Source organism: Flagellimonas flava (genome assembly GCF_050617915.1).
Classification (GTDB): Bacteria; Bacteroidota; Bacteroidia; order Flavobacteriales; family Flavobacteriaceae; genus Flagellimonas; species Flagellimonas flava_A.
In genome coordinates, this window is record NZ_JBODQE010000009.1 from 59,178 (window position 1) to 73,050 (window position 13,873).

Below are 13,873 nucleotides of genomic sequence, written 5' to 3' on the forward strand. Positions count from 1 at the left end.
GTGGATGGGCAATTACAATTTGTTTTTAGCCTCCTACTATTAGTGCATTATCTGGGAAATCAGAAAAATAATGATCATGGCAGTGACCCCTAAAACCAAAGTTCCTGCCGTTTGAATCTGGTTACCTTGCCTGACGTTCATCCCAGTGAGTTCCGTAAATACCCAAAAGAAACTGTCGTTGGCATGTGAAACCACGGCAGATCCAGCCCCGATGGCCAGAACGGTCATGGTTTTCATAAAGGGTGCATCCAGCCCCAAAGCGGGTAAAATGGGTGCCACAATGGATGCTGTGGTTATGAGGGCCACGGTGGAGGAGCCTTGGGTGGTCTTTAGACAAGCCGCCAAAAGAAACGGGAAAAACAGCCCTATTTGAACATCGGACAGACTTTCTGTAATCACCTCTGCCATCCCAGAATTCTGAAGCATTTTTCCAAATATTCCGCCAGCGCCGGTAATCAATATAATAGGAGCGGCAATTTTTACCGAATCCCCTATCCAACCCGAAGCGGCATAGATTTTTTTATCCAGTTTTTCAGGTAAAAGCAAGGTGAGGATAATTCCTATCAACAGGGCAATCATAGGAGTGCCCAAAAAATAAACAATGGGATAAAACGAACTTCCCTGCAATCCCAGTTCGGGATAATCAAAAATTGATTTTAAAATAATAAGCAAAATCGGTACTAATATAGAGAGCATCGACTTCCATAATTTGGGTAGATGTGATGGATTTGCAATGCTTTCCAATCGATATGGAATGGTAATTTTTGATGCCACCTTTTTTGCAAAAAGATAGCATGTACTCAATGACAGCAAACTCACTAAAATTCCCCAGGTCACTACGCTACCCAATGGGGCATCCAAAATGCCTGCCGCTGCAATGGGGCCTGGAGTTGGGGGGACCATTACATGGGTTGCCGTTAAACCCAAAGCCAAAGCCGCTGTGGTTCCGGCATAGGAGACCTTTGCTTTGTGGGATAAGGCTTTGTTCAAAGAATTCATCATCAGAAAAGCACTGTCGGCAAATACGGGAATGGACAACACATAGCCTGTCAACATCATGGCCAGATGAATAGATCTTTCCCCAATCCATTTTAAAATGGAGTTGGCAATGACAAGCGCCCCACCAGATTTTTCCAAAATGGTACCTATAACCACCCCAAAAAATATGATCAATCCAATTTTGCCCATAATACCACCAAATCCATCGTTAATGGAAGCGATGATCGTGGAAACATCCATTCCCGCCAAAAAGCCATATCCAATGGCGGCCAGCAAGAGCACAAAAAAAGGATGGATACCAAGTCTTACAATGCCCAAAATGATAAAAGCCAAAGCAAGCAACAATGCAACGATATACAGCATAGTCAATGTTTAAGATGAAGTTGTTTTTGATTTTTCATATTCCGATGCGCTGATGAAACATTACCATTCGGTAAAACTTCCATCTTCATTTCTCCAAATAGGATTGCTCCATTGATGCCCAACTTTCTGGGCCTCCTTTAATTTTTCCTCATCAATACGCACTCCTAGGCCAGGTTCTTTGAGTAATGGGATATACCCATCTTCCAGAGTGAAAACCTCTGGGTTTTCCATATAATCCAAAAGGTCATAACCTTGGTTATAGTGAATTCCCAAGCTACTTTCTTGAATAACAGCGTTTATACATGCAAAATCTATTTGCAGTGCCGAAGCCAAAGAGATAGGGCCCAAAGGACAATGGGGCGCCAGCGCCACATCATAGGCTTCTGCCATGGCCGCAATCCTCCGAACCTCCGAAATTCCACCTGCATGGCTGAGATCGGGTTGGATAATATCAACCACCCCACGATGAAGCACTTCTTTAAAATCCCATCTGGAGTACATACGTTCCCCAGTTGCAATTGGAATAGAGCTATAGGCGTATATATGATCCAGGGCCTCGTTGTTTTCGGTCAACACAGGTTCTTCTATAAACATGGGATTATAGGGTGCCAACTCATCAATGAGTGACTTTACCATGCCTTTGTGTACCCTTCCGTGAAAATCAAGGCCAATATCGAGTGCGTCACCAAACTCTTCGCGTAGTACTTGGATATTTTTGGCCACATTTTTTATTTTTTTACTGGAATCAATCCACTCGAAGGCTCCTGTAGCATTCATTTTTACGGCCTTATACCCTTCCTTCACTTTGGATTGAGCTTGCTCAATCACCACTTCCGGGCTATCGCCACCTATCCAACAGTACATTTTCATTTTCTGTCGGACTGCACCTCCCAACAATTCATGGACAGGAACACCCAAGGACTTTCCCTTAATATCCCAGAGTGCCTGATCAATTCCAGCCAAAGCACTCATCAAAATGGGTCCGCCCCTGTAAAATCCACCTCTATACAAGATCTGCCAAATGTCCTCAATTGCGTTGGCGGAACGTCCAATTAGATATGGTAAAAGTTCATTTACACAAGCCGCCACGGTGTCCGCCTTGCCTTCAACAACGGGTTCTCCCCACCCAAAAACGCCCTCCTTAGTGGTTATTTTCAAAAACAACCAACGCGGTGGAACCTTGAAGAGCTCTACTTTTTCAATCTGTAATGCGTCCATATTTCTTTGTAAATGCTACGAATTGTTGCGCCTTACCGACGATTTCGATTAAATCTTCTTGCTTACTTGCCTCCTTTTTAACCAATGTACTTGCAACGCCCACGCCATCAATTCCCGCCTTGAACCACTCTTCCAAATTATCCATTCCTATTCCACCTACGGCAAAGAACTTAGTTTCTGAAAAGGGCCCTTTTAGGGATTTGAAGTACGAAACACCCAATTGATCTGAAGGAAACAGCTTTATGATATCCGCTCCATAAGCAACCGCATTGGCAATTTCCGTTGGGGTCAAGGCTCCCATGGCAACAGGTATGTCAGCCTTGATTGCTTTATCCATTACTTCTTTATTGGTATTTGGGGTTACCAAAAATTGGGCTCCCGCCTTTAAGGCCTTTAGTGCGAGTTCCGTATTTGAAATCGTCCCCGCACCAATCAAAATATTGGGATACTTCTTTCTGGCATCGGCAATTTCCATTTCAAAACCAGGAGTGTTCGAGGTAATTTCCAATACCTTGATTCCCCCTTGAACCAAGGCGTCAATGACCTTGGATGTATACTGCCCATTTTTTAGCCGAACAATGGAAATGAGCTTTTCTTCCAGTAACTGCTGTACAATCTCTTCTTTTTTCATCGTATCACATGCCCAGATAAGTTGCCATTCATAATTGAGCGAATTTCTTCTTCAGTGCTGGTGTGCAAATCTCCCTTTAGGGTGTGTTTTAATGCAAAAGCAGCCGTTGCGAATTCTATACATGTTTTCACTTCCCAGCCATTATTGGCGGCATGTAAATAAGCCGCCGCAAATGCATCACCAGTTCCAAATCGATCTTCAATCTGCACACTATAGGGTTTGGATGTAGTTATTTCACCATTTGCCCAGTGCATTCCCATCAGCTTGTTTTGGGAAGCCGAGTCGTGCTCCCGTATAGTAAATACCACATTGTTGACGTCAAATAAGTCATTGGTAACCTTCATAGCTTCTTTTGTCTGCTCTACAACATTACCTCCTGAAAATTCCAGATCGTATACATCCGCCAATGCCCCAAGATTGGCAAAAACGGTATCTGAACTTGCAATTATGGAATTAAATACTTCCCTAGCTGCTTTGCCATTTTGCCATAATGATCTTCTAAAGTTTAAATCAAAACTGACTTTGATTCCCATTTCTTTGGCGATTTTTGCTGCCAAAATGGTTTCCTTAGCGCACTGGACGGACAAGGCAGGTGTAATTCCTGAAAGATGTAGCCACTTCTTGTCCTTTAAAATGGTTTTCCAATCAATTTCTCCTGCTTTAACTTGGCTGATAGCTGAATGCTCTCTGTCATAGATTACTTTGGATGGTCTAATGGACGAGCCCAATTCAATAAAATAGGTTCCCAATCGCTTACCCCCTACCAATACATTTTCTGTGGAAACCCCAAACTGTTTGAGGCTCATCAAGGCAGCATTACCTATGGGATTGTTAGGGACCTTGCTCACAAAACCAACTTGATTTCCCAAACAGGCGAGGGAAACCGCTACATTGGATTCTGCCCCGGCATAACCAACGGAAAATTCGGGAGCCATGGATAGTTTACCGCCCTTTACTGCAGGGGTAAGTCGTAACATAATCTCACCAAAAGTGACAAATCCTTTCATGATTGCAGCGCTTTTATATAGTTTTCACGAGTGACTTTTAAATGCTCCTTCATAAAACTTTCCGCCCTTAGCGGATGTTTTCCAATGATGGCATCGGTGATCATTTGATGGAAATAGAGCATTTTTTCTTTTTCCTCCTCCAAATTTCCTGCAATCGTCTTACCAAAAACACCGAGCTTAAATTTTGGCATCAAATTGAAAACAGGGTCTACCAACAGATGAAGTACCGGATTATCAATGCAATCAAGGATGATTCTATGAAATTGATTGTCCAATTCAGCTTCTTCCTTTTTGTCCTCCAACGGACACTGCCGCATCTTTTCCATATTTTCCTGAAGCAGATCCATATGTTTTTCCTTTCTGATTACTGCCGATTTTGAAGCAATCATAGGTTCTATCATAGCACGGGAATCAATGGTATGCAACAGCACATCCTGATTGGAGGAGAGGCCAAAGAATAAGTTTAAGGTCTCAGAAGCATTCTGGATACTCATTTCTGAAACATAAACCCCACTTCCCTTTCTTACGTCAACAATCCCTTTGGCATTGAGTCCCTTTATTGCCTCTCTGACCACTGTTCTGCTCACATTAAAAATGGAACATAGCTCATTTTCAGTAGGTATTTTTTGCAAAGGCTGGTATTGGCCTATTCTAATAGCCTTTGTCAATTCAGACTCCACATGCCCACTAAGGGATTCACGTTTTTCAATGGGTTCGAACATCAAACTCTAAATTTGTCATACATCATACAAATTTATAAAAATAATGAAACCAAGCTAACACATAGCCAGTTCAACCCACAATCAAATTAAATATCTGGGTAATGGAGGCATAAACACCTGCATGCCTATTTGCCCAAAAGCTGGAAGTTGAGTTTTCCGCCTTTAGGCCTACGCCTTTTTTGACATCAAAAAGCCTAACCTATGATTTAAAAGAAGAAAGCCTAGCCTTCAAGGACTTCCGTAACGGGAGTTTCCCATTGTCCATTGGCCAACAATACTTCGTCAAAATTGATTCCCGGAATGGGTTTTAATTCTTCCTTATCCACATCCCATTCAATTTTTTGGCCCAATTTCCAGGACAAGCCAGCCATGTGCGCCGCTATAGCTTCCTCAAAACCTTCCTTGATACCACAACTGACCTTTCCACCATTTTTGATCACACTCAACCATTCGCGCATGTGCAGGAAGGTAGAATCCACTCGAACCCCATTGATATACGTCCACATCAATCCTTTATCCGCAAAATATTGGGACGTGGCCGATGAAATCGCATCTGGTACATTGGCAGCTGGGTTATACTGGTAAATGGGAACATTGGGCTGCATTTTTCCCATTTCCAGCATATCCCCGTAGCGGGTAGAGGCTCCATCTGGCCAAACCGTGAGTCTATTTCCCAATTCCATGGTGGCATCATGCCCCATCAATACTGTAGGTCTGTTAAATGAATTTCCCAAAGAAGCACTGTAACAAAACGTCATGCCGTTTTCCTTTCCTTTATTTTGACTACTTCCTGTGGAATAGTTCGGGAATTCCATATTCACTTGCAAAACATCCGGTACGTCACGACCATCGTTGTGGGTATAGATTCCTCCAGAAGCACTTACAGATTCAGGAATACCCATATTCAACACGCAGTTCAAGCGGTCATAGTCATGCGTAAGCAGATCACCGGAAAGTCCTGATCCATAGGCCCACCATTTTCGCCATCTGAAAAAGTGGTTTTTGTTAAACGGCACTTTGGGCGCCGATCCCAAGAATTGTTCCCAGTCTATTGTCTGTGGATTGGCCTGTTCATGAATGTCATAGTTCCAAGCACCGTTGTCATCATTACGATTGGTGTTGGTCTGGATTAGGGAAACATGACCAAGGGTTCCTTTTTCCACAATATCCCTTGCTGTTATAAAACTCAAGGTCTGTCTATGCTGATGACCCACCGCAAAAGTGGCTTTCGACGCCCTGGCGGCCTCCCGAAGCCTATAGGTCTCTTCCACGGTATGCGTCATGGGTTTTTCCACATACACACTTACGTTATTGTTAAGGGCTTCAATGGACATTGGAGCGTGCCAATGATCTGGGGTGGCAATCACCACCGCATCTACGTCTCCACTACGTATCATGGCCGTATAGGTGTCATACCTCTTGATTTTGTTGTCCTCTGTGTTGAATGACCTCAGTGCCTTTTCTGCCCGTACGTCGAAAACATCGCAAACCCCAACCAAATTTATATTCAGCTTATCCTGTTTTTCAAAATCCGACAAAGCCGAATGGTTTGGATCTTCCTCTGCCGCCAATCTCATCTCCTCTTTCCATTCTTGGGTAGCAAAGCCCAATGATCGACAAAGTTGCTCTCCTCGGATTCCAAAACCAATAATACCAACTTTAATGGGGTCTCCGTCTATGCCTGGTACTGTTGGAGGCAAAGATGGCATAATATTCAACTGTTCCAATATTTGGTTGCGTTCCCTCATTTTTCTGCCCACACCGGCTGCGCCAGCCCACCAAACAGCTCCTAAAATGGGCAATCCGCCCAATCCTTTTAATAAATTTCTTCTTGTCCAATCCATTATTGTTGCGTTTTGGTTAATCTTCCTTTTCTAAAGTATGCAAGACCAAAAAATTGGCCCGTTGGGAAATTGTAGAGTAGTATACATGCTACCAATTCAATAAGGTTTTTGTTTACAATCCAATAATTTCCTTCCACATTGATTTGGTGAACCCCTGGTAAGGATGGATGGGCCAGGTAGTACAAGCTGAGCAGCCCAATACCTACCAGGGCTCCCTTTCTTTCAAAAATTCCCAGTAACAACGTAATCCCAACGGTAAGCAGGGCAACCATGTTCAGCACATCTACCCATTGAAGCATAGGTTCTTGGGCAAGCATGGCAAAAACAGGTTTTAACGGCCCTTGGGCCGATGCCAAATACCCAAACGAAGTCCATTCGGGGTTGTATAGTTTCGTTACCCCTTCATACAGAAAATGCCATCCTATTAGAATTCTGAGCAGGGTAATACTCATCGTGACCTTGCGGTCTGCAGCAGTATTCACCATAGTCCTTGATTTTGATTTAGTACAAACAAATCAAAGCTACAAGGAAAAATTAAATGACAAAATGATAATTATCACGAGTTTGCTGAAGTGAATCAAGGTTTCACTGGAACCCCATACAAATCAAAGTCCGAAGCTTCCGTGATTTCTATATCCACAAAGTCTCCAATTTTAACGTAATGCTTGGTTGCATCAATCAAGACTTCGTTGTCAACATCTGGGGAATCAAATTCCGTACGGCCCACAAAATGGTTCCCTTCCTTGCGATCAATTATACATCGAAATGTTTTGCCCACTTTTTCTTGGTTGAGTTCCCAAGATATTTGAGATTGGAGCTCCATGATCTCATTAGCTCGTTCCTGCTTTATGTCTTCTGGAACATCATCTGTCAAGCTATAGGCATGTGTATTTTCCTCATGGCTATAGGTGAAGCATCCCAATCGTTCAAATCGCATTTCCCTGACCCATTCCTTCAGGGTATTGAAGTCTTCTTCCGTTTCGCCAGGGTATCCCACAATCAAGGTGGTACGTATTGCCATTCCAGGTACCGCAGCTCTAAAATCTTCCAACAATTGTGTTGTTTTTGCCTTGGTGGTCCCCCTTCGCATACTCTTTAGAATGGCATCCGAGATATGCTGCAAGGGAATGTCAATATAATTGCAAACCTTTGATTCTCTCTTCATTACTTCCAGCACATCCATGGGAAAACCTGTGGGAAAGGCGTAGTGCAGACGAATCCATTCTATCCCTTCCACTTGTACCAGAGCCTCAAGCAGTTCAGCCAGATTCCGCTTTTTATACAAATCCAAGCCGTAGTAGGTAAGGTCCTGGGCAATCAGAATCAACTCTTTTACACCTTTGGCAGCCAATTTTTCGGACTCACTCACCAACTCTTCTATGGGTTTGCTCCTGTGCTTACCGCGCATCAAGGGAATGGCACAAAAGGAACAGGGTCTATCACAGCCCTCTGCAATTTTTAAATATGCATAGTTCTTGGGAGTCGTGGTCAATCGCTCCCCAATGAGTTCATGTTTATAGTCCGCTCCAAGCGCTTTCAACAGATTGGGAAGGTCACTGGTTCCGAAATATTCATCCACATTCGGAATCTCCTTTTCCAAATCGGGTTTGTACCGCTCACTTAAGCAGCCTGTCACAAAAACCTTGTCCACATCCCCTGCTTCCTTTTTCTGGACGTACTCCAAAATTGTATTGACACTCTCCTCCTTTGCATTGGCAATAAATCCACAAGTATTGATCACCACCACATTTCCTTCTTCCTCATGGGCCACTTCCTTGTTGTTGGCCCTCAACTGTCCCATGAGCACCTCTGAATCGTAAACATTTTTGCTACATCCAAGAGTTACCACATTGATTTTGTTCTTTTTGAGTGTTTTTGTTCGCATAATTGCCTTAAAATGGGGTGCAAAAATACGAATACCATATCAATCTCTTTTAGGAATCATATTGGAAGTGTCCACAGGAAAGCTATCATATTTATTGTACAGCTTCAAATACTTTTGAGGGTCTATGGGTTCTTCTGACAAAGTTTCCAGAAGTCCCCGAAAAAATCCCTCCCGTTTTTGTGACGGATTAAAGAGCAACGTAAGTTCCACTTTTTCCTCGGTGTCATTTTGAAATCCATGAGGTGTGAACCTGGGGACGTAGACAATGGCCCCCTTTCCTGCCTTAAAGATGTCTTCCCCCACTTGAATGGTCAGTTCACCTTTGTCCACAATAAAGGTCTCGTCCATAAACCTATGGTAGTGCAATTTGGCTCCTATGGCCATGGGGTTCAGCGTGATCTTGTAAACTCCCAATTGATCATTGGACATTTCACTGGTGACTTTAAAGGTAAATTCAATATCCTTGAGCAATAGCTGTTCCCCCTCTTCGGGCAATATTACAGTAGCTCTGTTTTCAAGAACATCATTAAAATAATCGGTTTTAGTTTTAGCTATATTATTCATTTGTTGTCATATTAAGGGTTGAATCAATTGCGAGTTGAAGCGTCTTTTTGTTCTTATCCACCAAATTTTGGTAGGCAGTTCCTTCCAGGGAGAAGGTTTCAACATCCGTTATCCCCATATGCGCAAAAATGGCCTTGAGGTAAGGTTCCTGGAAATCCAATTTTTCCATCGCGGTATTTTTATAGACCCCTCCCTTTGAAGTGATCAAAAACACCTTTTTGTTTTGGAGTAATCCGTGATACCCCTGTTCATCCATACCAAAGGTATGCCCTGCCCGTACCACCTGATCCATATAGGCCTTGAGGTTGGAAGGCACATTGAGGTTATAAAGGGGGCTGCTCACCACCACCTCATCAGCCTTTTTAAGTTCGCTAATCAGCCGATTGGAAAGTGCCACTGCATTTTTCTGATGGACATCTGCCTCGTGTGGAGAAACATGGAATCCCTGTATGGTGTTGTTCTGGATATGGGGCAATTGTTCCCGAGTTAAATCCCTGTGGATAACACGGCCATCCGGGTTGGATTGTTTCCATCTTGCTTCAAAATAATCTGCCAATTCCCTGGAATGGGAACCTAGCTTTCTTGCGCTACAGTCAATTCGTAACAATGTCTTCATAGTATTTTGCTTTATATGAATAGGACAAAATCCGAACGGAAAACGTGACACTGTTCCCATAGTATTTCTTATTTTTTCTTTAATGCGATTACTTGGATTTCAATTTTCATTCGGGGATCCGATAGCCTGGCAGAAATCATGGTGGCTGCCGGACGAACAGTTCCAAAATATTCACGTAGAACGGGCCAACACTGTTCAAATTCCTGTGCATTGGGAAGGATGTACAGTACACGTACCACGTCTTGCAATCCGGATTCGGCTTTCACCAAGGCCTCTTCAATATTTTTAAGGCATTGCCTTGTCTGTTCTGTCAAATCTTCTGAGATGGTCATGTTGGTGTAATCAAAACCCGTGGTACCGGAAACAAAGACCCAACGTCCATCCACAATGGCGCGGGAATAGGCAATCTGTTGCTCAAAGGTTGAACCTGAGCTAATTCGTTCTCTAGTCATGTTATTTTTTTTGGATTTATGGATTAACGGCCGATCTGAGTGCCTTTAATTTATTGGGTGCCAGTTGGGCATGGATTTGGACAATCTTTCCATCCTCAATCTGAAATATCTGGCAATTGACCAACACCCCATGCTGGTAGTAGAGCAAGGCGGGTTGATGGTTAACCTCGGTAACAACTATCTTGTTTTTTCGTTGATACGTCTTAAACACGTAAAGAAGAAGCTTAATGGCCGCTTTAAGGCCTTGGGTGAGTTCCCTAACCACCTGGATTTCGTCGCCACCATCGGCTGAAACCATGATGTCCTCCGACAACATTTGCTCCAAGTTTTTGATATCCCCACTTCGAATGCTATCCACATACCGTTCCAGATACGCCTTGGGAACCTTGGCATGGTCTATGGAAACTCCTCTTTTTAGGGAGCGCAACATACTCCTACCCCTACTCAACAGCTTTCTCGAATTTTCAAGGGTCATTTCCAATACCAAGCCAATTTCCTTATGGGAATATCCAAATGCTTCTTTAAGAATAAAAACAGCTCTTTCCTTGGGCGAAAGTTTTTCCAAAAGCACCATCATGGAATAGGATATGATCGCTGAGCTATCTATCTGTTCATCGGTGGCATCCGTAGCAATGGGTTCCGGAAGCCATAAGGCATCGGACAAGCCCAATTGCCGTTTCTTTTTAAGGTTGATGGACTCGTTGATTACGGATCGTACAAGATATCCCATTTCATTTTGGACAGCTTGGTTTTTTACGTCCTGGTATTTAATCAAGATTTCCTGTATGGCGTCCTTGGCATCATCTGCCGAGCCTAAAATGTTATAGGCATAGGGAAATAACTTATTTTGATAATCTTCCATGACTTAATGACAAACCAAAACCAAAAAACGTGACATCATTTTGAAAAAGAATTGCTTTCCAACGGGATACCACCATAAAAACCCGGGCAACCACAGAATCAATCCATATACGCTTGTGGAATTTTACGTGCTTGGATGAGGGATTCAAAAGCAGTTCCGAGCGCATATAGTTTTCCCTCTTGAAATTGTTTTCCAATAAAGGTCAAATTTATGGGTTCTCCAGAAACTTTATATCCCATGGGAACAGTGAGGGCGGGATATTCAGCGGCGGCCGCTGCACCAGCGTCATGGTTATTTATAGATAGAATGGCATCCAAGCCATAATCGTTCATAGGCGTATTAAAATAGGTGCGGCCAGCCCTCCTTGTCCTTTGTTTAATCTTTTTAAGACCCTCGGCAGATGTGGTGTCCGCCAAAATCCCATCCAAACGAGCTTGGCCATAAGGAATTCTGGTCAGACTGTCTTTTTTATTAAACTCCACAACGTCTTGTACACTTCGCACGGCAACTCCATTGGTATCCTTTACATGCGCACCAATATATGATGGCAAATCATTTTTCATATCGATATTGAGAATGGAAAGGAATCCATCAAAATTGACTTCGGGGGGTTCAAATTCAATAATAGTTGCCCCAGCTGCTCTCAATTGCTCCATGGTTTCCCTATAAATTGAATCACTTTTCATGTAGTTTTTGAAGGCACCAAATCTTTTACCTTTCAAACTCACTTCTTCAGCATACCAATTTTCATCCCAATCTGCTTTGACCGACTTTTCATCCTCTATGTCAAACCCCCTCATGGCATCCAGAAGTATACTGTTATCCACAACACTTTTGGTCATTGGGCCTGGGGTATCCAAAGTACTCGAAATGGGTACAATGCCAGTACGGCTCAGCAGACCTACGGTAGGTTTCATTCCTACCACGGAGTTTTGGCCCGAAGGAGACAAGATAGAGCCTGAGGTTTCGGTTCCAACGGCAGCTACGGCGTAATTAGCCGCCACCGAAGTCCCGCTTCCAGCACTAGATCCGCCCGTATCAAAATCACGACGACCGTAGGGGTTCAAAGTTTGCCCACCAACAGCACTTTGTCCGTTGGGGCACTCACAAATAAAATTGGCCCATTCACTTAGGTTTACCTTGCCCAAAATAAGTGCGCCGTTTTCTTTTAATCGTTGCACGATAAATGCGTCATCTGTTTGGTTACCCCGTAGTGCTATGGCTCCAGCGGTGGTATTCATTCCGGAGGTACCGATATTGTCCTTCAGTAAAATTGGCATTCCGTAGATAGGATGATGCCCTTCCGCATTGGCATCCAATTTCTTGGCTTCATCCAAAACATTGGGGTTTAGCGCAATTACTGTGTTCAAATTAGTGGCTTTATCCAGCTCATACCGATAGATTCTACTGAGATAGAACAGTACCAATTCCGTATAGTTGAATTTACCCTCCTTAACTGCGTTTTGTATCGTTGGTATGTCCTGTTCCAGCACCAACGGTTTCATCATATCGTATTTTTCCTTTGGAAACTTGGACACCTCAGTATTAAGCGGAGCAAAAACCTCATTCTTGTCCAAAATTTTGGATTGAATGAATTTGAATCGCATTCGCTCATTTTCATGATCAGCATTCCCCTGAATTTCTGCGGTCTCGTCATATGGAGTCCAAAGGGGTTCTGTCTCCGTTATTTCTTTTTCCGTATCCACATTTGTGGAAACATTTTCATCTTCAGTATCAACCTCTTTCTTCTCAATGAATTGGCAGGATTGCAACGCTAAACACAATGCCACCATTCCCAGGGCAACCCTAAGGGAATTCTTTGGTATTTTCATTTTTGCTCCAGTAATTTTTCCCATTTGGCAATGTTCTTTTGATTCATCCGAACAAACTCATCTTTCTCCAGATTTGCAGCAATTTTAAGTGACTCCCGAGCAGAAGCAATGGCTGATCTGTAATCTCCCAACTGGGCTTCCACTAGGGATTTTACCCTATGAAAGTAATAAGTGTCACCTCCCAATTCCAGAGCCTTGTTCAAATAGACCAAAGCTCTTTTGGGGTCTTTGTTCTGTTCCTGCAGGTAGCGTGCCGCTTCATAATAGGCTTGGGCTGTTGGCGATTCCTCCAACTTTTTTGCGATTTCCCATTCCATTTGGGCAGGGGTATCTACTTTGAAGGGGATTACCACCTGCGTGTTTGCCCATACCAATTTCATCTGCGCGGAATTATGGGTTATGGCATCAAAAGTGATCAGAAAGTTCTCTTGATGGCCACCTATTTTCTCCGGTAGCACCGAGATACGAAATAGGTCTTCCTCTGGTTTATAGTTCTTTCGACCATCTCCCCAATGGCTCAAATTGTTGTGGAATGCAATTTCCCATGCATCTGCTTCAGGAAAAGCATATAACGCATAAGTCCCTTTGGGAAGGACTTTTCCCATGACCTCCATATCCGTATCCACAGTAATTTTAGTGGACTCATTTGCCCCAACACGCCAAATCCGACCGTAAGGTACCAAGTCGCCAAAAATAGTTCTCCCTCTAACAGCAGGTCTGGAATAGTGGACTGTTATCTTAGAAAGTCCCACAGCCTGTTCCACCATCGCTGCGGGACTAGCTTTAGGATGTGTGAGCTGTGCTGTGAGTTGCGTTGTTGACAGCACAAGCAGTAATCCAAAAATTCGCAAGGTCAATTTAAGCTGTGCCATGCTGAT

Annotated in this window: 14 protein-coding genes; all 14 read right to left on the minus strand. The window is 43.3% G+C overall.

What is annotated here, in order from left to right; all coding sequences use genetic code 11:
• Positions 1-39: 39 nt before the first annotated feature.
• Complete coding sequence (locus ACRHOZ_RS18070; protein WP_431128650.1) at positions 40-1,362, minus strand: GntP family permease; 1,323 nt, start codon at positions 1,360-1,362, stop codon at positions 40-42.
• Between the two features lie 60 nt (positions 1,363-1,422).
• Positions 1,423-2,580: a galactonate dehydratase gene (gene dgoD / locus ACRHOZ_RS18075; protein ID WP_431128653.1), complete on the minus strand. Its 1,158-nt coding sequence runs from the start codon at positions 2,578-2,580 to the stop codon at positions 1,423-1,425.
• Positions 2,561-3,211, minus strand: coding sequence for a bifunctional 4-hydroxy-2-oxoglutarate aldolase/2-dehydro-3-deoxy-phosphogluconate aldolase (locus ACRHOZ_RS18080; RefSeq protein ID WP_431128656.1), 651 nt, complete (start codon positions 3,209-3,211; stop codon positions 2,561-2,563). The genes dgoD and ACRHOZ_RS18080 overlap by 20 nt, the downstream gene beginning before the upstream one ends.
• Positions 3,208-4,218: a sugar kinase gene (locus tag ACRHOZ_RS18085; protein WP_431128659.1), complete on the minus strand. Its 1,011-nt coding sequence runs from the start codon at positions 4,216-4,218 to the stop codon at positions 3,208-3,210. The genes ACRHOZ_RS18080 and ACRHOZ_RS18085 overlap by 4 nt, the downstream gene beginning before the upstream one ends.
• Positions 4,215-4,940, minus strand: coding sequence for a FadR/GntR family transcriptional regulator (locus tag ACRHOZ_RS18090; RefSeq protein ID WP_431128662.1), 726 nt, complete (start codon positions 4,938-4,940; stop codon positions 4,215-4,217). Before ACRHOZ_RS18090 ends, ACRHOZ_RS18085 begins: the two co-directional genes overlap by 4 nt.
• A gap of 221 nt (positions 4,941-5,161) precedes the next feature.
• The gene (locus tag ACRHOZ_RS18095) at positions 5,162-6,784 is read right to left on the minus strand and encodes a Gfo/Idh/MocA family protein (RefSeq protein WP_431128665.1); all 1,623 of its coding nucleotides are present in this window, start codon (positions 6,782-6,784) and stop codon (positions 5,162-5,164) included.
• Positions 6,784-7,269, minus strand: coding sequence for a DoxX family membrane protein (locus tag ACRHOZ_RS18100; protein WP_431128668.1), 486 nt, complete (start codon positions 7,267-7,269; stop codon positions 6,784-6,786). The genes ACRHOZ_RS18095 and ACRHOZ_RS18100 overlap by 1 nt, the downstream gene beginning before the upstream one ends.
• Positions 7,270-7,361: 92 nt before the next feature.
• The gene (rimO, locus tag ACRHOZ_RS18105; RefSeq protein WP_431128671.1) at positions 7,362-8,669 is read right to left on the minus strand and encodes a 30S ribosomal protein S12 methylthiotransferase RimO; all 1,308 of its coding nucleotides are present in this window, start codon (positions 8,667-8,669) and stop codon (positions 7,362-7,364) included.
• 39 nt (positions 8,670-8,708) lie between these two features.
• Positions 8,709-9,233 carry a cupin domain-containing protein gene (locus tag ACRHOZ_RS18110; RefSeq protein WP_431128674.1) on the minus strand — a complete coding sequence of 175 codons (525 nt, stop codon included), beginning with the start codon at positions 9,231-9,233 and terminating at the stop codon, positions 8,709-8,711.
• The gene (locus ACRHOZ_RS18115) at positions 9,226-9,849 is read right to left on the minus strand and encodes an FMN-dependent NADH-azoreductase (RefSeq protein ID WP_431128677.1); all 624 of its coding nucleotides are present in this window, start codon (positions 9,847-9,849) and stop codon (positions 9,226-9,228) included. The genes ACRHOZ_RS18110 and ACRHOZ_RS18115 overlap by 8 nt, the downstream gene beginning before the upstream one ends.
• Before the next feature lie 68 nt (positions 9,850-9,917).
• A complete protein-coding gene (locus ACRHOZ_RS18120; protein ID WP_431128680.1) occupies positions 9,918-10,301 on the minus strand; it encodes a RidA family protein in 384 nt (127 codons plus the stop codon).
• A gap of 16 nt (positions 10,302-10,317) precedes the next feature.
• The gene (locus ACRHOZ_RS18125) at positions 10,318-11,163 is read right to left on the minus strand and encodes a sigma-70 family RNA polymerase sigma factor (RefSeq protein WP_431128683.1); all 846 of its coding nucleotides are present in this window, start codon (positions 11,161-11,163) and stop codon (positions 10,318-10,320) included.
• Positions 11,164-11,261: 98 nt separating this feature from the next.
• Positions 11,262-12,995, minus strand: a complete 1,734-nt coding sequence (locus ACRHOZ_RS18130; RefSeq protein ID WP_431128686.1) for an amidase family protein — start codon at positions 12,993-12,995, stop codon at positions 11,262-11,264.
• The gene (locus ACRHOZ_RS18135; RefSeq protein WP_431128689.1) at positions 12,992-13,867 is read right to left on the minus strand and encodes a DUF2911 domain-containing protein; all 876 of its coding nucleotides are present in this window, start codon (positions 13,865-13,867) and stop codon (positions 12,992-12,994) included. The genes ACRHOZ_RS18130 and ACRHOZ_RS18135 overlap by 4 nt, the downstream gene beginning before the upstream one ends.
• Positions 13,868-13,873: the final 6 nt, after the last annotated feature.